Raw genomic sequence first — 24,222 nt, 5'->3', positions numbered from 1 at the left:
GGACGTCACTCCCGGATCGCGCGCATCGACTCCTCGACGACCTCCTCGACCGTCCCGCCGACGTCGACGAGCGCTCCGCGCTCGTCCTCCTCGAGCATCTCCAGGGTGTCGAACTGCGACTGCAGCAGCGAGGGCGGCATGAAGTGCTCGCGCTTCTCCATCCGCTCCAGCAGGACGTCGAAGTCGCCGTGCAGGTGCAGGAAGAAGATGTCCGCGCCGCTCTCGCGCAGCCAGTCCCGGTAGGTCCGCTTCAGGGCCGAGCAGCCGGTGACCGAGGTCTGGCCCTGCTCGTCGAGCTCTCTGATCCGCTCGGCCAGCGCCTGCAGCCACGGGCGGCGGTCGTCGTCGTCGAGGGGGGTCCCCGCCGACATCTTCTCGACGTTGGCCCGGGGGTGGTAGCTGTCCCCCTCCACGAAGACACCGCCCAGCTGCTCGGCGACCGCCTGACCGATGGTTGTCTTGCCCGTGCTGGTGACGCCCATGACGACGACGTGCCGCGGGGGAGCCACTACAGCACCAGCCACAGCAGCGCGGCGATCACGAACACGGCCAGGCCGAGCGTGGTCTCCATGACCGTCCACGTCTTCAGGGTGGTCTTCTCGTCCATCCCGAAGAACCGGCTGACCAGCCAGAAGCCGGAGTCGTTGACGTGCGAGAGCACGGTGGCTCCGGCGGCCACGGCGAAGACCAGCAGCGCGATCTTGACGTCGCTGAGGTTCTCGGCGGCGACCTGCGCCGAGATGAGTCCGGCGGTGGTCGTCAGGGCCACGGTGGCCGAGCCCTGGGCCACCCGGAGGGCGGTCGAGATGAGGAAGGCCTGCAGGATGAGCGGGAGGCCGACGTCGGACAGCGACTCGGTGAGCGCCTGGCCGATGCCGCTGGCGCGCAGCACGCCACCGAACATGCCGCCGGCACCGGTGATGAGGATGATCGCCGCGATCGGGCCCAGCGCCTCGTCCATGAGCTTGGAGGCGGTGGGGATGCTGAACCGTCCGGGGGCCAGCACGAACACGGCCACGATGACCGTGATGAGCAGCGCGACGGGGGTCTGTCCGATGAGCTGCAGACCGCTGGCCCAGGCGGCGTCCTCCGCGATCCGACCGTCCGTGCGCAGGGTGCCGACGACGGTGTTGAGCGCGATGAGCAGGAAGGGCAGGAGCAGCAGCATCAGCACGAGGCCGAAGGCGGGGGCCTTGGTCCGCACCGCGGTGCTGCCCGAGGCGCCTGCGGCGTCGTCGTCGAGGGTGTCGTCGACGCCGGCGTTCTCCTTGCCGAAGAGCAGGTCGGGGATGTCGACGTCGAACCGGTTGCCCAGCCAGGTACCGACGAGGTAGGCGCCGACGTACCAGCCGATGATGGCCACCGGGATGCCGAGCAGCAGGGTGATGCCGATGTCGCCGCCCATGAGGTCGGCGGCGGCAACGGGCCCGGGGTGCGGCGGCACGATCGCGTGCATCGCGGCGAAGGCACCGGCGGTCGGCAGTCCGTACTTGAGGATGGAGCCGCCGAAGCGACGGGCCACGGTGAAGATGATCGGCAGGAAGACGACCAGTCCGGCGTCGAAGAAGATCGGGAAGCCGAAGATGAGGGCGGCGATGCCCAGCGCCAGCGGCGCCCGCTTCTCCCCGAACCGGTTGATCAGGGTGTCGGCCAGCACCTGGGCGCCGCCGGTGTGCTCCAGCAGCCGGCCCAGCATCACGCCGAACGCCACGAGCAGGGCGACCGACCCCAGGGTGCTGCTGAAACCGCTCATGAGAGCGGTCGGCACGTCCGCCAGCGGGATGCCCGCGGCCACCGCGGTCAGCAGGCTGACCGCGACCAGGGCCACGAAGGCGTGGATCTTGACCTTCATGATGAGGAACAGCAGCAGCGCGACGGCCACGGCCGCGATGAGCAGCAGGACACCGGCTCCGTAGGCCGGTTCGATGGCTTCCATGACAGCCTCCTCGTCGTTGGGGAGAGTCCACAGCAGACCCTCCCGTCACTGTAGGACTGCCCGGCGACCCCCGCGCGCCGTAGCGTGACGACCCCATGGCAGCACCGATCCCCGACAGCCTCCGCCGCACGGTGGGCGGCCGTGCCCCCGACGCCCCCGGCGACCCGGACGGCGACGCCTGGCTGGACCGGCTGCCGCGCCTCGTCGACGACCACCTCGACCGGTGGGACCTCACCGTCGACGGCGACCCGTGGCACGGTCACAACGCGCTGGTCGTCCCGGTCCGCCGCGGCCGGGAGCGCGCCGCCCTCAAGCTCACCTGGCCCCACCCCGAGGCCCGGCACGAGCACCTGGCCCTGCGCCTGTGGGACGGGGACGGTGCGGTGCGGCTCCTGGCCGCCGACCCCGTGGCATACGCCCTGCTCCTGGAACGGCTCGACGGGGACCGGGACCTGACCACCGTGCCGTTCCTCGACGCCTGCGAGGTGATCGGCGGCCTGTTCGGCCGGTTCGACCGGCCGGCCACGCCCCAGCTCGACACGCTGGAAGGGCGGGCGGTCCGGTGGCGCGAGCAGCTGGCGGAATCGACCCCGCTCGTCCCGCGCCGGTTCACCGAGCAGGCGCTCGCGGCCCTGCCCGACCTGCTCGACGACGCCCCCGCGCCGCGCCTGGTCCACGAGGACCTGCACGACCTCAACGTCCTCGCCCCGCTCGACCCCGCCCGCGGCGACTGGCTCGCGATCGACCCCAAGCCCGTCGCGGGGGAGTGGGCGTATGCCGTCGCGCCAGTCGTGTGGAACCGTCCCGACGAGCTGGCGGGGGCGCACAACCTGCGGGCCCACGTGCAGCTGCGGGCTGCCGTGGTCGGCGAGGCCGCCGGGCTGGACCCCGACCGGGTGCGCGCGTGGACGTTCGTGCGGCTGGTGCTCAACGCCGTGCAGACGACCGACGGCTCGCAGCGGGCGGAGGAGTTCCGGTCACGGATGATCGCCCTGGCGAAGGCGTTCGCGGACTGAGGGCGGGGTCTTCTCCGTGACCGCTCAGCGGTGCCTGCCGCAGCAGCCGCTAAAGATTCTCGCCTTTTGAGGACTGTTACCGGGTGGAGGTGATTCCCATGTCCCCCTCGACCCGGTCCACCATGATGGATGTCGTGCCGATGTCCTCCCGGCGTCGCCGGCACGACGACTACCGGGACTTCTTCGTCGGGCGGTATCCGCAGGTGGTGCGGACCGTCTGGTTCGTCGTGCACGACTGGGCCGTGGCCGAGGAGGTGGCCCAGGACGCGTTCCTGGAGCTCTACCGGGACTGGTCGCGGCTGCGCGAGTTCGACCGCCCCGACCTGTGGGTGCGCAGGGTGGCGATCCGGCGGGCGCAGCGCGAGGCCGCGCGCCGGATGAAGCGGGAGGCCGTCGAGCAGGCGGCCGCCGATCCCGCACCCGTCGATGACGGAATCCGGCTGCTCGACCCCGACCTGGTCGCGGCGATCCGTGACCTGCCCGCCCGGCAGCGGGCGGTCGTGGTCCTGTACTACCTCGAGGACCTCCCGATGGCCGAGGTCGCCGACCTCGTCGGCTGCTCGACGTCGACCGGCTTCGTCCACCTTCACCACGCCCGCAAGCGGTTGGCCGCTGCACTCACCCTGGAGGTGGACGACGATGTCCGTTGACGAGCAGATCCGCGAGCACCTGATGCGGGCCAACGCCGACCTGCCCGAGCCGGGCACGGAGACAGCCCTGGGAGCGGTGCTCGAGCGCGCAGGCTCGGCCCGCCGTCGATGGGCCGTGCTCACCGGCGCCGCGGCCTCGGCCACCCTGATCGCCTCGGTCCTGGTCGGAAGCGTCCTGCTGGACCCGGACGGCGGCCCGGACGAGCAGCTGCCGGATGCGCCGGCGGTGCCGGCCGCCCCCGACGAGCAGCTGTCGGAGACTCCCGCGGCGCCGGCCACCTCCGACGAGCAGCTGACAGAGGTCGACGACCGGCTCACCCGACCCCGGGACACCACCCGGCTCGGGGTCGAGCAGCTCCTCGGCCCCTTCGGGACACCCGACACCGCGAGGACCTACCGCTGGGAGGACGAGGCCGACTCTCCGGTCGACGGGTCAGACATCCGGCGTGTGCGCGCCATCTACGCCGGGACGGGGGTCCTGGACGGGCGTCGCTATCCGGGACATGAGGTGGTGCTCGACCTCGCCGGCCTCCCGACCGACGTCGGGTCGGTGCCGGAGCGGGAGGTGGAGTACGGGGTCGTCGTCGACCGTGACGGGGACCTCGTCGCCGACTGCGAGTTCGGGATCAGCACGGTCACCGAGGGCCAGGGCCAGTTCCGGGTCTGGGCGGTCCGCCTGGCGGACGGCCGGATCGACGAGCACGTGGCTCCCCCGTCCATGGGTCCGTTCGAGTTCTTCCACCCGCTCGAGGGGTTGGAACCGCAGATGTACTTCCAGTTCGGCAACCCCGTACCGGAGTGCTACAGCGCGTCGCAGGGCATGTACTTCTACACCTGGGCCGCGACGCTCGAGGACGGTGAGGTCGTCGCCGTCGACTACGCACCGGACGCGGCCTGGCTGGAGACGCCGGCAGAGCTGCGGGCGGAGCCGGACGCGGACGCCGGCCCGGAGTCCTGAGGCCCCGAGTCCTGAGGTCAGTCCCGCAGTGGAGACCCCGCCACGTCGAACCGGTAGCCACCCATCGCACCGGTGAGCAGCGGCCGCGCCTCGCCGATCGCGGCCTGCACCGACGGCAGCTGCAGCGAGGCCTGGTGCGCGTCGGCCGACTCCCACAGCTCCACGACGCAGACGGTGTCCGGCTGGTCCTGGCTCACACCCACCTCGTAGGCCAGACAGCCCGCCTGCTCCATCTCCGGGTTGCGCCGGGTCAGGATCGCCACGAGCTCCTCGGCCTTCCCCGACTGCGCGCCGAGCGTCCCCACGTTCGCGAAGGTCATGGTGGCCAACCTACGAACAGGGCGGGCGCCTGCATACCCCCTCGGCCGCCCCGGCGGCGGCACCCGCCCGCGCCGCCGCCCGGCTCAGCCTCTCACCGCCTTGTACCTCGCCAGGGCCTCCTTGCGCTCCTCGGCGTGGTCGACGATCCGGCGGACGTACCCGTGCGCGTAGCCCTCCTCGTGGTCCCACGGCTGGTGCACCGCCTTGCCCGGCAGGTGCGCCAGCTCGGGCACCCAGCGGCGGACGTACTCCCCGCGCGGGTCGAACCTCTCGCCCTGCAGCACCGGGTTGAACACGCGGAAGTAGGGCGCGGCGTCCGTCCCGGTCCCGGCGACCCACTGCCAGTTGTGGTTGTTCGACGCCAGGTCGCCGTCGATGAGCCGGTCCAGGAACCACCGCGCCCCGACCGGCCACCACACGTGCAGGTCCTCGGTGAGGAAGCTGGCGGTGATCATCCGCACCCGGTTGTGCATCAGCCCGGTCGCCAGCAGCTGTCGCATCCCCGCGTCGACGATCGGATAACCGGTCTGCCCCTGCTGCCACGCCTCGATCGCGTCCTGCGGCTCGTCGTAGCGCAGCCCCGCCAGCTCCTGCCGCAGGTCCGACCAGCCGGTGCGGGGGTGGTGGTGCAGCACGTCGGCGTAGAACTCCCGCCACGCCAGCTCGCTGACGAACCGCTCGACGCTCGCCCCGCCCTTGCCGGCAAGGTCCGCCAGCAGCGTCCGCGGGTGGACCGCCCCCACCTTGAGGTGGGCCGACATGCCGCTCGTCGAGTCCTCCGCCGGCCGGTCGCGCCCCCGGTCGTAGTCCGCCAGGTCCTGCTCGAGGAACTCCCGCCACCGCGCCAGCGCCGCCCGCTCGCCGGCGGGCGGCAGCTCGGGAAGGTCGTCGGTCGCGAGCGCCTCCTCGACCAGCCGGTCCGCGTCCGCGTCCCGTCCGAGGTCGGTCGGCGCCAACCCCTCGGGGTATGCCGCGGGGCCGGGCCACCCGTGTGCGCGCCAGGCCTTTCCGAAAGGGGTGAACACCTTGTAGGGGTCGCCCGAGCCGTTGCGGACCAGGCCGGGGCCGACGGCGTAGGGGGTGCCCGTCTCGACCCAGTCCACCTCGCCGGGCAGGGCGTCCTGGACCTGCTGGTCGCGGCGGACACCGTAGGGCGTCGTCTCCCGCGTGACGTGCACGCCGGTGGCACCTATCTCCCGGGCGACGGCGGGGACGACGTCGGCCGGGTCGCCGACGCGCAGGGTGAGCCGACCGTCGAGGTCCTCCTCGAGCGCCCGGAGGGTGGCGGCCAGCCAGGCGGTGCGGACCGGCCCGACCCTGGCCCACAGCGCCGGGTCGAGGACGAACAGGACGGTCAGGTCGCCGCCTGCGTCCTCGCGCGCCTTCAGCAGGGCGGGGTGGTCGCCCAGACGCAGGTCGCGCCGGAGCCAGAGCAGGCTGGACATGGCGCGAGTCTAGGTGGGTGGCGGCGAGCCTGCCCGTGGGTCGACCGTCGGCGGCATGGGCATGGGCATGGGCATCGGCATCGGCGGCGGTGTCGGCAGCGAGGGGGAAGGAGGTGGGCGAAGAGGCGGGTCGTGGCACGACTAGGCTGGGATCCCAGACCGGGTCGACGAGACGGAGAGCCCGTGAGCACCACCGAGACGAGCACCACCCAGACGAGCACCACCCAGACCGACCAGTCCCGCTACGCGCGGCTGCGCACCTTCAACTGGATCGCCGCAGTGGTGCACGCCGCCCAGGCGGTGGCCGTCGTGCTCCTGGCGACCGACTTCACCCTGCCGGTCACCGCGACCTACCTCTCCGGCCCGCCCGGCACCCCGCCCGGCGACCAGGTCACGCTGTGGGACGTGCCGACCGCGCTGGCGATCGCGGCGTTCCTGGCGCTGTCGGCGCTCTTCCACGTCCTCGTCGCCTCGCCGGGGCTGTTCCAGCGCTACCGCGCGGGGCTGGAGCAGGGGCACAACTACTTCCGGTGGGTGGAGTACTCCCTGTCCAGCTCGCTGATGATCGTCATCATCGCCCAGCTGGTCGGGATCTCCGACGTGGTCGCGCTGCTCGCGCTGTTCGGCGTGAACGCCTCGATGATCCTCTTCGGCTGGCTGCAGGAGAAGTACCACCAGCCCGGGGACGGCGGGTGGCTGCCGTTCGTCTTCGGCTGCTTCGCCGGGGCCGTCCCGTGGATCGGGGTCGTGCTCTACACGGTCGCGCCCGGGTCGACGACCGGCGCCGAGCCGCCCGGCTTCGTCTACGGGATCATCGTCTCGCTGTTCCTCTTCTTCAACGTGTTCGCCCTGGTCCAGTGGTTGCAGTACCGCCCGGTCGGCCGGTTCCGGAACTACCTGACCGGTGAGACGGCCTACACCGTGCTCAGCCTGACGGCGAAGTCGGCGCTGGCCTGGCAGATCTTCGCCGGCACCCTCGTCGGCTGACCCGGGGCGACGCGCGCGCCCGCGGCGGGCGCGCGCCGCATACCTTTCGGGTGGGTGAGGTCGTGCTCCGGTCGACGGACGGGCACCTCTTCCTTCGGCCTGGGCGTGCTCGCCTGGGAGGGTCCGCGCGCCCGCACTAGCGTGGTGCCATGGACACCGACCGAGCCCAGGACCCGCACCTCGTCGAGCCCCCGGCCACCCTCGCCCGCGACCGCTGGTGGGTGAGCGTCGCCGCGGTCGTCTGGCTGGGCGGCTCGCTGTTCGGGACCGGCCTGATCGGCGGCGGGGTCGAGCAGCAGGGGGACGGGCTGTTCTCCGACACCGCCACGCTCATCGCCCCGATGGGACCGGCCTTCTCGATCTGGTCGGTGATCTACCTGGGGCTGGCGGCCTACGTCGTCTGGCAGTGGCTGCCCTCGACCGCCCGCTCCCGGTGGGCCGCCCGCACCCGCATCCCCGCCGGCGTGGCGATCGCGCTCAACGGCGTGTGGCTGCTCGTCGTCCAGGCCGACCTCGTCTGGCTGTCGGTGGTCGTCATCGCCGGCATCGCCGTCAGCCTCGGCCTGGTCCTGCGGAACACGGCCGACCTGCCGCGCGAGGGGTGGGGCGCGGACCTGACGGTGTCGGCCACCCACGGGCTCTACCTGGGCTGGATCTGCGTGGCCACCTGCGCCAACGTCGCGCTCTTCCTCGTGGACCTGGGCGCTCCGGAGACCGGCACCACCGCCGAGCTCGTCACCGCGGCGGTCCTCGCGGTGGTGGTCGTCATCGCCGCCTGGCTGCTCCACCGGACGGGCCAGAGCATCTTCGCCGGCGGCATCGCGGCCGCGGTCGTCTGGGGCCTGGCCTGGGTCTCGGCGGGGCGGCTCACCGCGGAGCCGGACTCGACGACCGTCGGTCTCGCCGCGGCGGTGGCCGCCGTGGGCGTCGCCGCCCTGGCCGTCGTGCTGATCGTCAAGAAGGTCACCGGCCCCGACCCGTCCCGGCGAACGGTCTGACCCGTGGACCGCCCCGGGCGAGGAGGCGGCAGCCCGCGGGCGCGGGGCTGGTCGCCGCGGTGGGCCGTGGTGGTCTCGGTCGTGGGGGCGCTGGCGACCCTTCCCGTGCTGGTCTTCGCGCTGACGCTCATCGCCGACGACCTGGGGTCGACCGGCGAGAAGTTCGACGGCCTGGGGCTGGCGCTGGGCGGTCTTGCGCTCGTCCCCGTCGCCCTGGTCCTCCTGCCGTTCGCGTGGTTCTGGGCACGGGGAGGCAGGCCGGCGTTCTGGGTCGGGGCGGCGGCGGCCCTCGTGCTCGCCGTCCTCACCCTGCTCGAGGGGTTCCGGATCAGCTGAACCGGACCCGAAGCGGTGGGGCGCGGACCAGGCGGGGTGCGGCCTGAGCGGACCGGGGCGGTGCCCCGGCCGGGGCAGCCGGCACGGTCGAGACCCGGTGCGGAATCAGGTGGTCGAGGCGCCGGGGCCGCGCTGGTTGAGCCGTTCGGCGGCGCGCTGTCCGAGGACGGTGAGCTTGTCGACGACGCCGGTGCTCAGCTGGCGGGCGGCCACCCGCCCCTTGACCGGCCGCGACGCGTCCTTCCCGGGCGGGGCCGACGGCAGGAGCCGGTTGGCCAGTCCCATCACCCGGACGGTCGTCGAGGGCATGAGGCCGTGGACCCGGATGCCGACCTTGGCCATCGGGGTGAGCACGACGAGCGGCTTTCCGGCCAGGACGCCGTCGACCATCGTGCGGGCGGCCCGGCGGGCGTCCATCGACAGCAGCGGCAGCGACGCCGCTGGCCCGAACCACGCGAACTCCGCCGCCCGGTCGCCGGTGAAGAGCGCGTTCTCGTGCGACCCCGTCCGCATCAGCCCCGGCACGATCGTGGTGGCGGTGACCCCGGTGCCCATGAGCTCGGAGGACAACCCCTCGGTGAACCCCACCGCACCGAACTTGGCCGTGGCGTAGGGCAGCAGGTGCGGCGGCGAGACCTTCCCGCCGATGCTCGTCACGACGCCGATCCGGCCGTGCCCGCGCTCGCGCATCCCGGGCAGCACCGACCAGACCGTGTTGACCGGGCCCATGAGCATGACGCCGATGGCGTCGTCGAAGTGCTCGAGGGTCATCGTCTCGGCCGGCCCGACCTGGATGATCCCGGCGACGTGGACCAGCACCTCGACCGGTCCGAGGTCCTCCTCGACCTGCCGGACCAGCGCCTGGACCCCGTCACGGTCGGAGACGTCGCAGGCGTAGGGGACGACCCGCCCGGCCGCCTCTCCCTCGGCCGACCGGGCCTCGGACTCCGCCTGCCGGGCGCCCCGCTCCGTCTCCTGCAGGTTGCGCGCGCAGACGGCGACGTCGTGCCCCTGCTCGGCGAGGTTCTCGGCGATGAGCAGCCCCAGCCCGCGCGAGGCGCCGACGACCAGGGCGACAGGACGTGCTGACGTGGGTTCCATGTCTCGACGGTAGGAGGCCGCCCGCGGTCACGCGACCGGGAGCGGTGGCGCACGTCATACCCCCCTCACCCCTTCAGGGGTGGCGGACCCCCCCTCCCCCGCCTAGGGTGCGAGGACGACCACCTCATCGACGTGCCGGGGGCGGTCACGGGAGGAAACGCCCAGGGGCACGGACAGGAGGTGCCGTGCACGTCGTCGTCGTGGCGCACACGCGGTTCGCGCTCGCCCGGCCGTTCGCCGGCGGGCTGGAGTCGGTGACCTGGCACCTCGTGCGGGCGCTGACGGCGCGCGGGCACCGGGTCAGCGTCTTCGCGGCACCCGGCAGCGAGCCGATCGACGGCGTGGACTACCTCGAGCCGGCGACCCTCGAGCTGAGCGAGGCGGCCCGGGCCGACGTGTCCATGCCCGACGAGGGCAACCTGCAGCGGCACCACGCCTACCTCGCGCTCATGCTGGACCTGGCGGCGCGGACCGACGTCGACGTCGTGCACGTCCACGCGCTGCACTACCTGCCGACCGCGATGGCGCCGACCCTGCGCGTGCCGACCGTGCTCACGCTGCACACCCCGCCGACGCCCTGGCTGGAGTCGGCCCTGGACATCGCCGGGCGGTCCGCCGCGCGCGGGGTCGGCCGGATGCCGCACGTCACCGCGGTCAGCGCGCACACCGCCCGGGCGTGGCGGCACGCCGTCGACGCCGAGGTCGTGCGCAACGGCGTCGACACCGACGAGTGGACCCCGGGGCCGGGCGGCGACCGGCTCGTGTGGAGCGGCCGGATCACCCCCGAGAAGGCACCGCACACCGCCGTCGCGATCGCCCGCAGGGCGGGCATGCCGCTGGTCCTGGCGGGGCCGGTCTCCGACCGGCGCTACGCCAGGGAGCGCCTCTTCCCCCTGCTCGGCGACGGCGTCGAATACGCCGGCCACCTCGGCACCGCCGAGCTGACCGCCCTCGTCGGCGGCAGCGCGGCCGCGCTCGTGACCCCCGACTGGGACGAGCCCTACGGCCTGGTCGCCGCCGAGGCGCTCGCCTGCGGCACCCCGGTGCTGGCCCTGGCCCGCGGCGGGCTGCGGGAGATCGTCCGCGAGGAGGTCGGGGCGCTCGTCGTGCCCGACGACCGGCTCGTCGACCGGGCCGCCGCCGCCCTTCCGCGCGTCCTGGAGATCCCGCGCGAGCGCTGCCGCCGCTACGCCGAGGACCACCTGGGCATGGCGGCGATGGTCGACGGCTACCTGGGTGTCTACGAGCGGGCCCGCCGGGTGGCGGAGATCGCGTGATCGGCTACTACGTCCACCACCAGGGCTCCGGCCACGTCCGCCGGGCGGCCGCGGTGGCCCGCCGCATGCAGCACGACGTCGTGGGCCTGGGCTCCGCCCCGCGCCCCGACGGGTGGGCCGGGGCATGGGTCTCCCTGCCCCGCGACGACGACCCGCCGGTGGTCGACCCGGAGGCGGCCGACGTGACGGCTGGCGGCGTCCTGCACTGGGTCCCGCGGCACCATCCCGGGCTGCGGGCCCGGCACCGGGTGGTCGCGGACTGGATCGAGGAGGAGCGTCCGGCGCTGGTCGTCGTCGACGTCTCCGTCGAGATCAGCCTGCTGGTCCGCCTCTGCGGCGTCCCGGTCGTCGGCGGCGCGATGCCCGGTGACCGCACCGACCGGCCGCACCGGCTCGCCTACGACCTGGCCGAGGCGCTGCTCGCCCCGTGGCCGGCGCAGGCGCACCCGGACAACGGGTGGCCGCAGGCGTGGACGGACAAGACGTGGCACGTCGGGGGGATCAGCGCGCTCGACCCGGGGACCGAAGTGCCGGGGTCCGGCGACGACCCCGCGGGTATGCCGTCACGCACCGGGGTCCGCGACGTCCTCGTCCTCTGGGGCACCGGGGGGGACGACCCCGACCAGGGCGAGTACGCGCAGGCGCAGCGGGCCACGCCCGGCTGGCGCTGGACCTTCCGGGGCGGCCGGCTGCCCGCGGCCGACGGCGCGGTCCTTGCCGCCGAGCTGCGCGCCGCCGACGTCGTCGTCTGTCACGCCGGGCAGGGGTCGGTCGCCGACGTCGCCCTGCTGCGCCGGCCGGCGGTCGTGCTCGCCCAGCCGCGTCCGCACGGCGAGCAGGAGGCGACCGTCAGGGCCGTCGGCCGGATGGGCCTGGCCGCGACCGCCGTCGGCTGGCCGTCGGCCGAGGAGTGGCCCGCTCTCCTGGAGCAGGCGCTGACGACCGGCGGCGACGGCTGGGAGAGGTGGGGCGGCGAGGGGGCCGTCGCCGCGGCCGCCCACCTGGACGATCTCGCCGACCGCTTCTCGGTCGAGACCCCAGCAGCACCGCAGGGGTCGACGGAAGGACCTGCATGACGCCATCTCCCCCGGCACGCGCCGCCGTGCTCACCATCGCCGCCGGACGGCACGACCACCTGCGCGGGCAGGTCGCCGGCCTGGCCCGTTCGCACCGTATGCCCGACCTGCACGTCGTCGCCTCGATGGGTGACGACGACCTCACCGCCGGCCGGGTCGAGGGCCTGGCCGGCCCCTGGACCACCGAGGTCGTCCCGGTGCCCGTCGGCGACCTCGGCCTGCCCCTCGCGCAGGCCCGCAACGCCGCGGCCGCCCGGGCCGAGGAGCTGGGCGCCGACCTGCTGGTCTTCCTCGACGTGGACTGCGTGCCCGGGCCGGACCTGGTCGGCACCTACGCCACCTCCGCGCTCGGGCAGCAGCGGCCCCCGGCCCCGGCGATCTGGTGCGGGGACGTGGCCTACCTGCCGCCGCTGGCCCCCGGCGAGCAGCTCGACCTGGACCGGTTGGAGGAGCGCGGCCGGCACCGGGACGACCGGGTGCGCCTCGAGCCGGGCGACACGGTCCGCGAGTGCGACCTGCGGAAGTTCTGGTCGCTGTCCTTCGCGATGACCCCCCAGGACTTCCGGCTCGCGGGCGGGTTCTGCGCGGACTACGTCGGCTACGGCGGGGAGGACACCGACTTCGCCCAGGCCGTCGCCCACGCCGGGGGGAGCCTGACCTGGGTGGGGGGCGCGACGGCATACCACCAGCACCACGAGAGCACCTCCCCGCCCGTGCAGCACCTGGAGGCGATCGTGCGCAACGCCGGGGTCTTCCACGAGCGGTGGGGCTGGTGGCCGATGGAGGGGTGGCTGGCGGCGTTCGAGGAGCGCGGGATGGCGCGCGTGGGCGCCGGCGGTCGCTGGGAGGTCGCCCGATGACCCCCCGCCGGACCCGGGCGACGCTGGGGCCGGTGGCTGCGGTGGGCCGCGCCGGTGGCCCCGCGAACGGCGGCTCCGCGAACGGCGGCCACGACGGCGGACGCCCCGTGCGCGTGCTGTCGGTGCCGTCGGACCACAGCTACGTCCAGCACCTGCTGGACCCCGACCCGGAGGCCGAGCAGGGCTTCGTCCTGCTGCCCGACCCGCCCGTGCCCGGGGCCGCGCCCGGCGTCTGGTGGCCGCACCCCGGCCTGGACGCCGACTGGGTGCTCGAGCACGCCGGCGACCTCGACGTCGTCCACGTGCACTTCGGCACCGAGTCCAAGACCGTCGAGGAGCTGGTGGAGTGGCTGGCCGCGCTGCGGCGGGCCCGCGTGCCGCTGGTGCTGACCGTGCACGACATCGCCCACCCGCACCTGCGCGACCAGTCGAGCTACCACGAGCAGCTCGCCGTCCTCGTGCCCGCCGCGGACGCGCTGCTGACGCTCACCGAGGGGGCCGCGGACGTCGTCGAGGAGCGGTGGGGCGTGCGGCCCGAGGTGGTCCGCCACCCGCACGTCGTGCCGCTGCCGCTGGTCGGTGCGCCGCGCCCCCGGCACGAGGGCTTCCGGGTCGGGCTGCACCTGAAGAGCCTGCGCACCAACCTGGACCCGGTGCCGGTGATCGACCCGCTGCGGGAGGCGGTGCGCCGGGTCGAGGGCGGGAAGCTGCACGTGCACGCCCACCCCGAGCTGCTGGACGAGGACTTCGGCCGCTACGACCCGCGCGTGGCCCGGGCGCTGCGGACCCTCGAGGACGACCCGGTCGCCGAGGTCCACGTGCAGCCGCGGATGAGCGACCCCCAGCTGTGGGACTACCTGCGCTGCGTGGACGTCTCGGTGCTGGCCTACGCCTGGGCCACCCACTCCGGCTGGGTCGAGGCCTGCCGCGACGTCGGCACCTGGGTGCTGGTCCCGGAGGTCGGCCACCTGCTCGAGCAGGGCGGGGTGCTGGCGTGGGGCCGGCCCGACGAGCCGCCCTCCGTGGACCGGTTGCACGACCTGCTCGAGGTGGCCAAGGACCGTCGGCCGCAGGCGATCTCATCCCAGGACCGGTACGACCAGCGGCGGCTGCTGGCGGCCCGGCACGCCGAGGTCTACCGTCGGGTTCTCCAGGAGCGCACCGGCAGCCTGCGCGGGGCGGACGTGGACGTGGCGCCGCAGGAGGCCGGGACCGCCCGGGAGGACGAACCGAGGAGACGCTGATGGACGACGGACGCCGGCAGCACTACGGCGGGTTCTACGGGCTGGAGGACCTGCCCCGTTCGGACCGCCCGCGCGTGCTCGTCCACGGGAACTGCCAGGCCGAGGCGCTGCGGGTGGCGCTCGCCACGGCCGACGCGCTCGACACGGTCCGCGTGCCCCCCGTCCACGAGCTGGAGCAGGACGACCTGCCCTCCCTCCAGCGGGTGCTGGACTGGGCCGACGTCGTGCTCGCCCAGGCGGTCCAGGACGACTACCGGGGTATGCCGCTGGGCACCGCCCAGGTCGTGTCCCGCTCGGGCGGGGCCCGGCTGGTGGCGCTGCCGAACTACTTCTCGCGCCGGCTCTTTCCCCAGCAGGTGCTCGTCCGCGGCGAGGGGATCGGGGACCCCCCGCTCGTGCCCTACCAGGACGTGCGGCGGATCGGGCGGGCCGCGGGCTGGGACGGCCCCTGGGAGCCGCCGCACGAGCTGGTCGTGGAGCGTGCCGCGGCGGGGCAGGAGGAGCTGCGGCGGCGCGAGCGGGAGCAGGGCTCCCTGGTGATCAGCGACGTCGTGGAGTCGGCCGGGGCCGACGCGGGCTGGACGGTCGACCACCCGGGCAACCCGGTCCTGGTGGCCCTGGCCCAGCGGGTGCTGGACCACCTGGTCGACGCTGATGTCCTGGACCGGCGGGACGGCGAGGTGCCGCAGGTGTCCGACCCGGGCAGGACCCTGCTCGCGTCGGTGCAGACGCCGGTCTCCCCGGTGGTCCTCGACGCGCTGGGCCTGGACGCCTCCGGCGCGCGGTCCGCGTGGGTCGTGGACGGGCGGACCGTGCCCGACGAGGAGGTGGACGAGGCGCACACGGCGTTCTACGCGGAGAACCCGAAGGTCGTGGAGGTCGGGATGCGCAAGTACGCCGAGCTGCTCACCGCGTGGGGCTGGAGGGAGTGAGCGCGGGGTCCTCCTCGCCCACGTCGGCACGGGGAGCGAGGTCCGCGCCCGGGCCGGGGAGACCCGCTGACGTCCCGCCCGTCGTCCACGTCGTTCCGGGGCCGGACGCCCACGGCGTGGTGCTGCACGGGGTGCGGATCCACGGGGCGACCTCGGGCGGACCGCGCGACGGCAGTCTCGCCGGCCGGTCGGGCCCGGTCCTGGGGTCGGGGGCGCCCGTGCTCGTCCGCGCCGACCTGCTGTCCGAGGTCGACCCCGGGCTGCTGCGGGACCGGCGGGTCGTCGTCCAGGTCACCGACCGGGTGCTGGCACCGACCCGCGACGAGGCCCTGGCGGCCTGGCGCCGGGCGACCGCCGGTGTCGTCCGGACCACCGTCGTCCTGCACGACCTGCCGCAGGCCTCCGACGGGCGGCACCAGGGGCCCCGGAGCGAGCTGTACGCCGCGCTCTGCACCGACGCCGACGACGTCGTCGTGGCCAGCCGGCACGAGAAGCTGCTGCTCGCGGCCGTCCTGCGCCACGCCTTCCCCGGGCCGAGGGCGCGGGCCCTGCTCGACCGGACCCACGTCATACCCCTGCCGGTGGTGCGGTCGCCCGCCGCGCCGGGTGGTGCCGCGCACGGCGGGCCCGGCGTCGGGGGACCCGTGCCCGGGGAGGGGTCCTCCGGGGCGGGGCGTCCCCGTCCGACCGTGGCCACGCTGGGGTTCCTCTACCCCGGCAAGGGGGTCGAGGAGGTCGTCGACGCGGCGGCCGAGGCCGGGCTGGACGCGGTCAACGTCGGCGGCGTGTCCGCCGGCCACGACGACCTCGTCGAGCAGCTGACCGGCCGGGCGGCCGCGGCCGGCACGCGGTGGTCGGCCACCGGGTGGGTCGAGGACGCCGACCTGCCCGTCGCGCTCGCCGGCGCCGGGATCCCGGTCGCCGCCCACCGGCACCTGTCCGCGTCCGGGTCGATCAACAGCTGGCTGGCCGCGGGGCGGCGGCCGATCGTCGTGACGTCGCGGTACACCCGTGAGCTGGCCGACCGGCTGCCCGGCGCCGTGCGGCTGGTGGAGCCGACGCACGAGGCGCTCGTCGCGGCCCTGCGCGAGGCGGCCGACGACCCGGCGTCGACGTGGTTGGCCGACGACGTCGAGCTCGGACCGGACGAGGACGAGGCGGCCGCGATGCTGCACGCGGTCGCCGACCGGCCGGCGGTGTCGGTCGTGGTCCCCTACTACCGCGGTCAGGCCTTGCTGGACGTCATCCTGGCCCAGGTGGACACCCAGGAGGGGGTCGTGGGCGGGCTCGAGGTGGTCGTCGCCGACGACGGGTCGCCCGAGCCCCCGACGGTGCACGGGGCGAGGTCCGGGGCCGAGGTCGGCGGGGAGGGCACGCTCGTGACCGCTGGTCGCTGGCCGGTGCGGGTGGTCCGGCAGGGGCGCGACGGGTTCCGCGCGGGGGCGGCGCGCAACCTGGGGGCCCGGCACGGGGCGGGGAGGGTGGTCGTCTTCGTCGACGGCGACACCGTGCCGGGCGCCGGAACCGTGGCGGCGCTCCAGGAGGCCTGTCGCACACCGGGGTCGACGCTCGCGGTGGGGCACCGGCGGCACGCCACCCTGACCCGCCCGGACGGCACGGTGACCTGGCCGCCGCAGGACGAGCTGCCCGAGCCGGAGTGGCTCGCGCAGGGGTTCGCCGCCACCGCCGACCTGGCCGAGGCCGACGACGGCGCCTTCCGGTGGATCATCTCGGCGGTGATGGCGGTCGACCGGGCGCTGTGGGACGTCCTGGGGGGCTTCGACGAGCGGCTGAAGGGCTACGGCGGCGAGGACTGGGAGCTGGCCTGGCGCGCCTGGCTCGCCGGGGCCGACCTCGCCCACGTGCCGGACGCGGTGGCCTGGCACGACGGACCCGACCTCAAGGGGCGGGAGGGCGAGGAGGCCGAGCAGCTGGCCCGCACCAAGAACGCCGAGACCACCCGGCTCGCGCCCCTCCTGCCGCACCCCCTGGTCCGCGGCCGCGGCTGGACGCACCCGTGTCCCGACGTGGTCGCCCTCGTCGACGCCGCCGGCTGGACCCCCGGCCAGGTGGAGGTCGTGGTCGAGACGCTGCTCGACCACGGGGACGTGGGGGTGTGGGTGCGTGGTGGAGACCACCGGCCGGCCGACCCGCGGGTGCACGCGGGTCTGCCGGGGCACGACGTGCTGTCGCGGGCGCGCGCGACCGTCGTCGTGCACGAGCCGGTCGAGGTGCTGCGGCTGCCGTGGGACCCCTGGCCGGACGAGCTGACGTCGGTGGTGGCCGGGACGGCGGGGGGCGGGGCGGGCCCCGCAGGAGCTCCCGGGGTCCGGACGGTGCCGGCCGACGGCGCGGTGCCGGGCGACGGCGCGGGCCCCGTCACCGTCTCGGCCACCCGGCTCGCCGCGAGGGGTTCCCAACCGCTCGTCCTCGGAGCAGACTGGACCAGGCCCGTGCCACGGGAGGTCGTGGTCGAGCACTGGCGCCAACGGAGGCTGGACGATGAGCGACGACGCACCGATGAGCGACGACCGACGAGCTCCTGACGACGGGCGCACGAGCGACGACCCGCCGTGGGAGCCGCCCCTGACCGGTGACGAACCGGCCCATCTCCTCGGCAGCCTCGACCGCCTGCGGATGACCTTCCGCTGGAAGGCCGACGGGCTCGACGCCGCGTCGCTCGCGTCCCGGGCGGGCGCCTCCCAGCTGACGATGGGCGGTCTGCTCAAGCACCTGGCCAGCGTCGAGGCGACGGGGTCGACCTTCCGGCTGGACGGGAGCAACCCGGGCAGCCCGTGGGCCGAGGCCGACTGGGAGGGGGACCCGGGCTGGACGTTCACCACCGCGGCCGACGACTCCCCCGAGGAGCTCTACCGCCTCTACGACGAGGAGGTCGCCCGTGCCCGGAAGCGGTTCCGCGCGGCCGTCGCCGACGGCGGGCTCGACCGTCCGGTGGCGCTCGGAGGAGAGGACTTCACCGTCAGCCTGCGGCGGCTGCTCTTCGACCTGGTCGAGGAGTACGGCCGGCACACCGGCCACGCCGACCTGATCCGCGAGGCCCTCGACGGTCGGGTCGGCGAGGATCCGCCGCCGGACTGGTCCCCGCCCCCGTCCTGGCTCGCCTGATCCTCATCCCCGGCGGAGTCCTCTTCGACGTCGGACTCCTCATTCCCGGCGGCCCTCCTCATCCCCGTCGGCCGTCCCCCGCCCGCCGCTCCAGCCACCGGACGTCCACGGCGAACGACCAGGTCACGACGACGACAGCGACGGCGACGGCGACCTGGACCAGCGGCGCCGGCCAGAACGGTGCCATCCCGATGACCAGCGTCCCCGTCATCGTCCCGCCGGCGATCCGGCGCGAGGGCCGCCGCGGCAGCGTCCGCCGCCAGGCCGGCCGCACGAGCTGGGCCGCCAGGAAGACCGGGAACAGCAGCCCGCCCACGAGGGCCCAGGGCGCGAGCGGGGCCATCGCCAGCGACATCACGAGCACGAGCGCCCCGTCGACACCCGAGTCCAGTCGTGCTCCCCGCTCGGAGGCCGACCCGGTCCGGCGCGCGACATACCCGTCCAGGGAGTCCAGGGCCCACGCGGGCACCGCGACGGCGACCACCCACCAGGCCCGCATCGGCTCCCCGGCCGTCAGCGCGCCGACGACGATCACCCCCAGGACCACGACCAGCACGCCCCGTCCCAGCGTGATGAGGTCGGCGGCCCGCCCGCGCCACGAGGCCCGGAGCCGCTGCGCAGTGGCGGCGCGCCCGGACCCGTGCGCCGGGAGGACGGTTCGGTCCACGTTCCGACGCTACCCGTTACCCGTCGGTTGCGCGCTCCCCCGGACGGCGGGCGGCGCGAGGACCGACGACAATGGCGGGATGGAGGCACGGGCGTACTGGACGGTGGCCCCGGGCCGCGGCGAGATCCGCACCGAGACGCTCCCGCTGCCCGGGCCCGGCGAGGCGCTCGTCCGGGCGACCCTCTCCGCCGTCAGCCGAGGCACGGAGCTGCTCGTGCACCGCGGAGGCGTGCCCGACGCCGTGGCCGAGCGGATGCGCGCCCCGTTCCAGGTCGGCGAGCTGCCCGGCCCGGTCAAGTACGGCTACCTCTCCGTCGGCGTCGTCGAGGACGGGGAGGCGGAGTGGGTGGGGCGGCGCGTCTTCTGCCTCCACCCCCACCAGGACCGGTATGTCGTTCCCGTCACCGCGCTGACGCCGCTGCCCGACGACCTGCCGGACCGGCGGGCGGTGCTCCTGGGCACCCTGGAGACGGCCGTCAACGCGCTGTGGGACGGCCGGCCGCTCTACGGCGACCGGGTGGCGGTCGTCGGCGGCGGGATGGTCGGCGCCTGCGTCGCCGCGCTGCTGGGGCGGATGCCGCTGACCAGGCTCGAGCTCGTCGAGCCCGACGCGCAGCGCCGGTCGCTCGCCGCCGCGCTGGGTGCGGTGGGCGTGACCCCCGAGGAGGCGTCCGGCGACTGTGACCTCGTCTTCCATGCCTCGGCGACTTCCGCGGGGCTGCAGCGCTCCCTGGAGCTGCTCGGTGACGAGGGGGAGGTCGTCGAGCTGTCCTGGTACGGCGACCACCCGGTCACCCTCGGCCTCGGCGCCGACTTCCACGCCCGCCGCCTCTCGGTCCGCGCCAGCCAGGTCGGCCGGGTCAGCCCGCACCGCGCCGCCCGCCACGACCACGCCGACCGCCGGCAGGTCGCGGTCCGGGCCGCGGCCGACGAGCGGCTCGACGCGCTGCTGGCCGGGCCCACGCCGCTGGCCGACCTGCCTCCCCTCATGGACCGCCTGGCCGACGGGGCGCCCGGACTGTGCCACCTGGTGTCCTACGACGGGTCGGCCCCGTGAGGCGCGACCGGCCACGGCGGAACCCGCGCCCTGGCCGGCGCGCACGGCATACCCCCTGATCCTCGACCGCAAGGAGCCCGCGTTGTTCACCCTCACCGTCCGCGACCACGTGATGCTCGCGCACTCGCTGGCCGACCCGTTCTTCGGGCCGGCGCAGGGGCTGCACGGGGTGACCTACGTCGTGGAGGCGACCTTCGAGCGGCCCGACCTCGACGAGCACGGGGTGGTGATGGACATCGGGGCCGCGACCGAGGCGCTCGAGGGGGTGCTGGGGCGGATCGCCTACGCCAACCTCGACGAGATGGCGGAGTTCGCCGGGATGCTCACCACCACCGAGGTGATGGCGCGGTGGGTGGCCGACCAGCTGGCCGCAGCGGTCGAGGTCACCGGGCTGGCGGCGCTGACCGTGACGCTGCGGGAGCACCCGGACGCGTGGGCGAGCTACCGGCGCAACCTGGGCGGGTGAGCTCCTCCGGCGGTGCGGGCGGGGTCCTGACCCTGGTCGTGCCCGCGCGGCCGGCGGGGGAGCCCAGCGGCGGGGACCGGTATGACGCCGCCGTCGCCGCCGCGTGGCGGGCGCGGGGGCGTCGGGTGCGCGTGGAGGCGGTCGCGGGGTCCTGGCCGCGGCCGACCGGGGAGGACCTGGGCAGGCTGGCGGAGGTGCTGCTCGGCGGCTCCTCAGCGGCATCCGTGTCACATCGGTCGTCCCGGCGACCGGTGTGTTCCGAGAGCGGAGAGCCGGAGGGACCGGAGGGGGGCGGTGGCCCGGTGCTGATCGACGGGCTGGTCGGCTGCGCGGCGCCGGAGGTGGTGGAGCGCTGCGCCGCCCGGAGGCCGACGGCGCTGCTCGTGCACGCAGTCCTGTCGGAGGGGGCCGGCGCGGCGGGGGAGGACGCGGCGGCGCTCGACCGCGCGGAGGCGCGGGCGCTGCGGGCGGCCGGCGTGGTGGTGGCGACGAGCCGGTTCGCGGCGCAGGAGCTGGAGCGGCGGTACGGGCTGACCGACGTCGTCGTGGCCCGGCCGGGCGCCGACCCGGCGCCGGTGGCCGCAGGCACGCCGCCGCCGCGCGGCCCGCAGCTGCTGACGCTCGCGGCGGTCACGCCGGTCAAGAACCACGGCGTGCTGCTCCGGGCCCTGGCCGGGGTGCGCGACCTGCCGTGGTCCGCCCGGATGGTCGGCCCCGCCCCGGACCCCGGGCACCTCGACCGACTGCTGCGGCTGGCCGACGACCTGGGGGTCGCCGACCGGGTCGACTGGCCGGGCGCGCTGGTCGGTGAGGCGCTGGACCGGACCTGGGCGACGAGCGACCTGCTGGTGCATCCGTCGCGGAGCGAGACCTACGGCCTGGTCGTCGTCGAGGCACACGCGCACGGCATACCGACGGTGGTGGGGGCGGGGACGGGTGCGGTGGAGGCGCTGGCGGGAGGGTCAGGCCCGGAGGCCGGTGCGACCCCTCCGGTGGAGCTGCCCGGGACGGCGGTCGCGGTGGACGGCCCCGACCCCCTCGCCGGCGTGCTGCGGGCCTGGCTGACCCAGGACGACCTGCGGCGGCGGTGGCGGGACGCGGCCCTGGCTCGACGGGAGCGGCTCGAGGGGTGGGACCGTACGACCGAGCAGCTCGACGCCGCCCTCGCCAGAATGGGGCGATGACGACCGAGGAGCCGGCGCAGCGGGCCTGTCCGGACTGGCTGGACCTGCGCGCGGAGGTGGACACCCGGGCGCGGGACGCGGGGGCCGGGGAGCTGCTCGCGGCCCTGGTCGACGCGGTGGGTGGGGGTGGCCCTCGCGACGCAGGTGCGGGGGGAGCGGGGGGAGCAGGGGCGGGTCAGCGGGCGCAGGACCTGACGGACGGGTCGCTGCCGGGCCGACGGCCCACGGTGCGGATCGTCGACGTGGGAGCCGGGACGGGAGCCAACCGGAGGTACCTCTCGGCACGCCTGCCGTTCGACCAGGAGTGGGTGGCGGTGGACCACGACGCCGAGCTGCTGGCGCACCCCGGGCACGACGGCTCGCGGCGGGTCCGCGGGTCGGTCCAGGACCTGCCGGAGGTGCTGGCGGCCCTGCCGGGCGGGACGGGGGCGTCCTGGGGTCGCGACGTCCGGACGCGTGGAGAGGGCGCCGACGGGCAGCACGGCGCTGGGCCACAGCGGGGCACCGTGGTCCCGACCGTCGTCGTGGCCACCGCCGTGCTCGACGTGCTGACGACCCAGGACCTCACCGCCCTGGCGGACGCCGTGGCGATCGCGGGGGCGGGACTCCTGTCCCTGTCGGTGACCGGGGAGGTGCGCTGGGAGCCGGCCGACCCGGCGGACGTGCTGCTGTCGGCGGCGTTCGACGACCACCAGCGGCGCGACGGCCGCCCGGGACCCGACGCCCCGGCGGTCCTGACGCGGCTGCTCCGGGAACGGGGCCTGCAGGTGCTGACCGCGTCGACACCCTGGGACCTGCCCGGTCGGGACGGCCGGTACCGGGCTCTGCTCGAGCGGTGGCTGGACGAACGGGTCGAGGACGCCGTCGAGCGGGACCCGTCCTCGGCCGTCGACCTGCGGACGTGGCAGCAGCGACGCCGGGAGCAGCTGGCCTCAGGTGGGCTGCGGGTCCTCGTCGACCACGTCGACCTGCTCGCCCTCGACGCCGGAGGCCTCGGCGGTCCCGGTGGGCGCGGCGTCGTCCCGGACGGACCCCACGGCGCGCAACCGGGGGCGTGAGGACGCGACGGGCCCGCCGGTCTCGGCGGACCCGCCGGTCTCGGCGGACCCGGCGGTCTCGTCCGGGAAGCCGGACGCCGCCGTCTCCTCCGCCGAGCCGGACGCCTCGGTCAGCTCCGCAGAGCCGGACGCCTCGGTCAGCACGAACTCGGTGACGACGTCCTCGCCCAGCATCCACCGCCGCGCGGACGGACGGAGGGCGTCGGCGAGCCGGTCGGTGCCCCCGACCCGCAGGCCGGGCACGCCGTCACCGATGAGCACCGGGGCGGTGGTGAGGAAGAACCGGTCCACCGCACCCGCCGCGACGAACGCGGACACCAGCCGTCCCCCGCCCTCCACGAGCACCCGGGACAGGCCGCGCGCCGCCAGCAGCTGCAGGACCTGGTACGGCTCCATCACCCCGTCCGTCGTCCAGCGCACGAGCTCCACGTGGTCGGCCAGGCCCTCGGCGGCCACGTCGGCGTCCCGACCGACGACCCACAGGGTCGGTGCCGCGCCGTCGGTCAGGGTGGCCGCGCCGGGCGGCAGGACGCCGCGCGGGTCCAGGACCACCCGGACCGGGTTGTCCCCCGGCACGGCCCGCACCGTGAGGCGGGCGTCGTCGGCCGCCACCGTGGCACCACCGACGACGACCGCGTCGACGAGCGCGCGCAGGCGGTGCAGGTGCTCGCGGTCGGCGTCCCCGGTGACGTACTCCGCGTCACCGGTCCGGCTGGCGATGAAGCCGTCCATGCTCTGGCCGAGCTGGGCCAGGACGAGCGGGGCACGCCGTCCGGCCGCGACGAGAGGCCCGTAGCGGTCGGCCAGCACGCCGCTGGACGGCACCCTGCCCCGGAGGAGCAGGTCCCACTCGTCGGGGGCGTGGCGGTCGTGCCCCATGCGGTCCCGCTTGGTCGCGAGGTAGTGCTCGTTCTCCGGCCGGGTGGGCACGATGAGCGGCCGGCGCTCCTCGATGGTGATGCCCAGCTCGGTCAGCGCCCGCTCCTTGGCCGGGTTGGAGGAGAGCAGCCGCACCGACCGCACGCCCAGGTCGGCCAGCATCGCGGCCGACTGGTCGTAGGTGCGCGCGTCCGCCGGGTGGCCCAGCTGGAGGTTCGCGTCGACGGTGTCGACCCCGGTGTCCTGGAGCGCGTACGCCCGCATCTTCTCGACCAGGCCGATCCCGCGTCCCTCGTGCCCGCGGACGTAGACGACCGCGCCACGGCCCTCCTGGGCGACGAGGTGGAGGGCGTGCTGGAGCTGGTCGCCGCAGTCGCAGCGCCGCGACCCCAGCGCGTCCCCGGTGAGGCACTCCGAGTGCACCCGCACGAGCGGGGCCGGGGCGTCCGCGGCGTCGTCGTCCTCGATGCCGACGCTGAGGACCACGTGCTCCTCGCCGGAGTCGTCGCGGTAGGCCGTCATCCGGAAGGTGCCGTGCCGGGTGGGCAGCACGGTGTCGGCCATCCGCTCGACCATGGTGAAGCGGTCACCGGGCACGGCATCCATCGACATCCCTCCAGTATCCCGTGACGGCACCCGGGACGGGGG

General features: G+C 75.2%; 23 protein-coding genes. 16 read left to right on the top strand and 7 right to left on the bottom strand.

Annotated features, from left to right (window positions below; all coding sequences use genetic code 11):
* Positions 1-5: 5 nt before the first annotated feature.
* Positions 6-509: a gluconokinase gene (locus ACWHYA_RS04100; protein ID WP_431473406.1), complete on the bottom strand. Its 504-nt coding sequence runs from the start codon at positions 507-509 to the stop codon at positions 6-8.
* Positions 509-1,936 carry a GntP family permease gene (locus ACWHYA_RS04095; protein ID WP_425942971.1) on the bottom strand — a complete coding sequence of 476 codons (1,428 nt, stop codon included), beginning with the start codon at positions 1,934-1,936 and terminating at the stop codon, positions 509-511. The genes ACWHYA_RS04100 and ACWHYA_RS04095 overlap by 1 nt, the downstream gene beginning before the upstream one ends.
* 95 nt (positions 1,937-2,031) lie before the next feature.
* Between ACWHYA_RS04095 and ACWHYA_RS04090 the strand changes: the two genes are divergently transcribed.
* From ACWHYA_RS04090 to ACWHYA_RS04080, 3 genes are all read left to right on the top strand, one after another.
* Positions 2,032-2,952: an aminoglycoside phosphotransferase family protein gene (locus ACWHYA_RS04090; RefSeq protein WP_425942972.1), complete on the top strand. Its 921-nt coding sequence runs from the start codon at positions 2,032-2,034 to the stop codon at positions 2,950-2,952.
* A gap of 98 nt (positions 2,953-3,050) precedes the next feature.
* On the top strand, positions 3,051-3,602 hold the full coding sequence (locus ACWHYA_RS04085) for a sigma-70 family RNA polymerase sigma factor (protein ID WP_425942973.1): 552 nt from the start codon (positions 3,051-3,053) through the stop codon (positions 3,600-3,602).
* On the top strand, positions 3,592-4,560 hold the full coding sequence (locus tag ACWHYA_RS04080; protein WP_425942974.1) for a hypothetical protein: 969 nt from the start codon (positions 3,592-3,594) through the stop codon (positions 4,558-4,560). The genes ACWHYA_RS04085 and ACWHYA_RS04080 overlap by 11 nt, the downstream gene beginning before the upstream one ends.
* A gap of 17 nt (positions 4,561-4,577) precedes the next feature.
* Here ACWHYA_RS04080 and ACWHYA_RS04075 read toward each other — a convergent pair whose 3' ends face one another.
* Together ACWHYA_RS04075 and ACWHYA_RS04070 are read right to left on the bottom strand one after the other, a co-directional pair.
* On the bottom strand, positions 4,578-4,880 hold the full coding sequence (locus ACWHYA_RS04075; RefSeq protein ID WP_425942975.1) for a putative quinol monooxygenase: 303 nt from the start codon (positions 4,878-4,880) through the stop codon (positions 4,578-4,580).
* An 84-nt stretch (positions 4,881-4,964) separates the two neighbouring features.
* Positions 4,965-6,326 (bottom strand): cryptochrome/photolyase family protein, encoded by a 1,362-nt coding sequence (locus tag ACWHYA_RS04070; protein WP_425942976.1) that lies wholly within the window; start codon positions 6,324-6,326, stop codon positions 4,965-4,967.
* A gap of 183 nt (positions 6,327-6,509) precedes the next feature.
* Here ACWHYA_RS04070 and heR point away from each other — a divergent pair, with 183 nt between their 5' ends.
* The 3 genes from heR to ACWHYA_RS04055 all read left to right on the top strand — a co-directional run bounded on the left by heR (position 6,510) and on the right by ACWHYA_RS04055 (position 8,647).
* Positions 6,510-7,313, top strand: a complete 804-nt coding sequence (heR, locus tag ACWHYA_RS04065) for a heliorhodopsin HeR (RefSeq protein ID WP_425942977.1) — start codon at positions 6,510-6,512, stop codon at positions 7,311-7,313.
* Between the two features lie 149 nt (positions 7,314-7,462).
* Positions 7,463-8,311: a tryptophan-rich sensory protein gene (locus ACWHYA_RS04060; RefSeq protein WP_425942978.1), complete on the top strand. Its 849-nt coding sequence runs from the start codon at positions 7,463-7,465 to the stop codon at positions 8,309-8,311.
* A gap of 3 nt (positions 8,312-8,314) precedes the next feature.
* The gene (locus ACWHYA_RS04055) at positions 8,315-8,647 is read left to right on the top strand and encodes a hypothetical protein (protein WP_425942979.1); all 333 of its coding nucleotides are present in this window, start codon (positions 8,315-8,317) and stop codon (positions 8,645-8,647) included.
* A 105-nt stretch (positions 8,648-8,752) separates the two neighbouring features.
* Here ACWHYA_RS04055 and ACWHYA_RS04050 read toward each other — a convergent pair whose 3' ends face one another.
* The gene (locus tag ACWHYA_RS04050) at positions 8,753-9,748 is read right to left on the bottom strand and encodes an SDR family NAD(P)-dependent oxidoreductase (RefSeq protein WP_425942980.1); all 996 of its coding nucleotides are present in this window, start codon (positions 9,746-9,748) and stop codon (positions 8,753-8,755) included.
* 185 nt (positions 9,749-9,933) lie between these two features.
* Between ACWHYA_RS04050 and ACWHYA_RS04045 the strand changes: the two genes are divergently transcribed.
* The 7 genes from ACWHYA_RS04045 (at position 9,934) to ACWHYA_RS04015 (ending at position 18,263) form a co-directional block, all read left to right on the top strand.
* Entirely contained in the window at positions 9,934-11,025 is a 1,092-nt protein-coding gene (locus tag ACWHYA_RS04045; RefSeq protein WP_425942981.1) for a glycosyltransferase, read from the top strand.
* The gene (locus tag ACWHYA_RS04040; protein WP_425942982.1) at positions 11,022-12,101 is read left to right on the top strand and encodes a glycosyltransferase; all 1,080 of its coding nucleotides are present in this window, start codon (positions 11,022-11,024) and stop codon (positions 12,099-12,101) included. The genes ACWHYA_RS04045 and ACWHYA_RS04040 overlap by 4 nt, the downstream gene beginning before the upstream one ends.
* Positions 12,098-12,961 (top strand): glycosyltransferase family 2 protein, encoded by an 864-nt coding sequence (locus tag ACWHYA_RS04035; protein WP_425942983.1) that lies wholly within the window; start codon positions 12,098-12,100, stop codon positions 12,959-12,961. The genes ACWHYA_RS04040 and ACWHYA_RS04035 overlap by 4 nt, the downstream gene beginning before the upstream one ends.
* On the top strand, positions 12,958-14,205 hold the full coding sequence (locus ACWHYA_RS04030) for a glycosyltransferase (protein WP_425942984.1): 1,248 nt from the start codon (positions 12,958-12,960) through the stop codon (positions 14,203-14,205). The genes ACWHYA_RS04035 and ACWHYA_RS04030 overlap by 4 nt, the downstream gene beginning before the upstream one ends.
* Positions 14,205-15,137, top strand: coding sequence for a WcbI family polysaccharide biosynthesis putative acetyltransferase (locus tag ACWHYA_RS04025; RefSeq protein WP_425942985.1), 933 nt, complete (start codon positions 14,205-14,207; stop codon positions 15,135-15,137). Before ACWHYA_RS04030 ends, ACWHYA_RS04025 begins: the two co-directional genes overlap by 1 nt.
* Positions 15,138-15,253: 116 nt before the next feature.
* Positions 15,254-17,683: a glycosyltransferase gene (locus tag ACWHYA_RS04020; RefSeq protein WP_425942986.1), complete on the top strand. Its 2,430-nt coding sequence runs from the start codon at positions 15,254-15,256 to the stop codon at positions 17,681-17,683.
* Complete coding sequence (locus tag ACWHYA_RS04015) at positions 17,640-18,263, top strand: mycothiol transferase (RefSeq protein WP_425942987.1); 624 nt, start codon at positions 17,640-17,642, stop codon at positions 18,261-18,263. The genes ACWHYA_RS04020 and ACWHYA_RS04015 overlap by 44 nt, the downstream gene beginning before the upstream one ends.
* A 58-nt stretch (positions 18,264-18,321) precedes the next feature.
* Here the strand turns inward: ACWHYA_RS04015 and ACWHYA_RS04010 are convergent, their stop codons facing one another.
* Entirely contained in the window at positions 18,322-18,930 is a 609-nt protein-coding gene (locus tag ACWHYA_RS04010) for a CDP-alcohol phosphatidyltransferase family protein (RefSeq protein WP_425942988.1), read from the bottom strand.
* Positions 18,931-19,009: 79 nt separating this feature from the next.
* Here ACWHYA_RS04010 and ACWHYA_RS04005 point away from each other — a divergent pair, with 79 nt between their 5' ends.
* From ACWHYA_RS04005 to ACWHYA_RS03995, 3 genes are all read left to right on the top strand, one after another.
* The gene (locus ACWHYA_RS04005) at positions 19,010-19,987 is read left to right on the top strand and encodes a zinc-dependent alcohol dehydrogenase (protein WP_425942989.1); all 978 of its coding nucleotides are present in this window, start codon (positions 19,010-19,012) and stop codon (positions 19,985-19,987) included.
* A gap of 82 nt (positions 19,988-20,069) precedes the next feature.
* Positions 20,070-20,453 (top strand): 6-pyruvoyl trahydropterin synthase family protein, encoded by a 384-nt coding sequence (locus ACWHYA_RS04000; RefSeq protein ID WP_425942990.1) that lies wholly within the window; start codon positions 20,070-20,072, stop codon positions 20,451-20,453.
* Positions 20,450-21,637 carry a glycosyltransferase family 4 protein gene (locus ACWHYA_RS03995; protein ID WP_425942991.1) on the top strand — a complete coding sequence of 396 codons (1,188 nt, stop codon included), beginning with the start codon at positions 20,450-20,452 and terminating at the stop codon, positions 21,635-21,637. The genes ACWHYA_RS04000 and ACWHYA_RS03995 overlap by 4 nt, the downstream gene beginning before the upstream one ends.
* A gap of 932 nt (positions 21,638-22,569) precedes the next feature.
* Here ACWHYA_RS03995 and ribA read toward each other — a convergent pair.
* On the bottom strand, positions 22,570-24,186 hold the full coding sequence (gene ribA, locus ACWHYA_RS03990) for a GTP cyclohydrolase II (protein ID WP_425942992.1): 1,617 nt from the start codon (positions 24,184-24,186) through the stop codon (positions 22,570-22,572).
* Between the last annotated feature and the right edge of the window lie 36 nt (positions 24,187-24,222).

This window comes from Ornithinimicrobium carbonis, assembly GCF_977012275.1.
Note: the sequence above shows the minus strand (reverse complement) of the source record. Positions and strands in the feature narration are given on the sequence as shown.

Coding starts and splice junctions, on each gene's coding strand:
- ACWHYA_RS04030 (WP_425942984.1), top strand. CDS start 12,958: ATGACCCCCCGCCGGACCCGGGCGACGCTGGGGCCGGTGGCTGCGGTG.
- ACWHYA_RS04075 (WP_425942975.1), bottom strand. CDS start 4,880: ATGACCTTCGCGAACGTGGGGACGCTCGGCGCGCAGTCGGGGAAGGCC.
- ACWHYA_RS04050 (WP_425942980.1), bottom strand. CDS start 9,748: ATGGAACCCACGTCAGCACGTCCTGTCGCCCTGGTCGTCGGCGCCTCG.
- ACWHYA_RS04090 (WP_425942972.1), top strand. CDS start 2,032: ATGGCAGCACCGATCCCCGACAGCCTCCGCCGCACGGTGGGCGGCCGT.
- ACWHYA_RS04095 (WP_425942971.1), bottom strand. CDS start 1,936: ATGGAAGCCATCGAACCGGCCTACGGAGCCGGTGTCCTGCTGCTCATC.
- ACWHYA_RS04070 (WP_425942976.1), bottom strand. CDS start 6,326: ATGTCCAGCCTGCTCTGGCTCCGGCGCGACCTGCGTCTGGGCGACCAC.
- ACWHYA_RS04025 (WP_425942985.1), top strand. CDS start 14,205: ATGGACGACGGACGCCGGCAGCACTACGGCGGGTTCTACGGGCTGGAG.
- ACWHYA_RS04085 (WP_425942973.1), top strand. CDS start 3,051: ATGTCCCCCTCGACCCGGTCCACCATGATGGATGTCGTGCCGATGTCC.
- ACWHYA_RS04005 (WP_425942989.1), top strand. CDS start 19,010: ATGGAGGCACGGGCGTACTGGACGGTGGCCCCGGGCCGCGGCGAGATC.
- ribA (WP_425942992.1), bottom strand. CDS start 24,186: ATGTCGATGGATGCCGTGCCCGGTGACCGCTTCACCATGGTCGAGCGG.
- ACWHYA_RS04060 (WP_425942978.1), top strand. CDS start 7,463: ATGGACACCGACCGAGCCCAGGACCCGCACCTCGTCGAGCCCCCGGCC.
- ACWHYA_RS04080 (WP_425942974.1), top strand. CDS start 3,592: ATGTCCGTTGACGAGCAGATCCGCGAGCACCTGATGCGGGCCAACGCC.
- ACWHYA_RS04015 (WP_425942987.1), top strand. CDS start 17,640: ATGAGCGACGACGCACCGATGAGCGACGACCGACGAGCTCCTGACGAC.
- ACWHYA_RS04035 (WP_425942983.1), top strand. CDS start 12,098: ATGACGCCATCTCCCCCGGCACGCGCCGCCGTGCTCACCATCGCCGCC.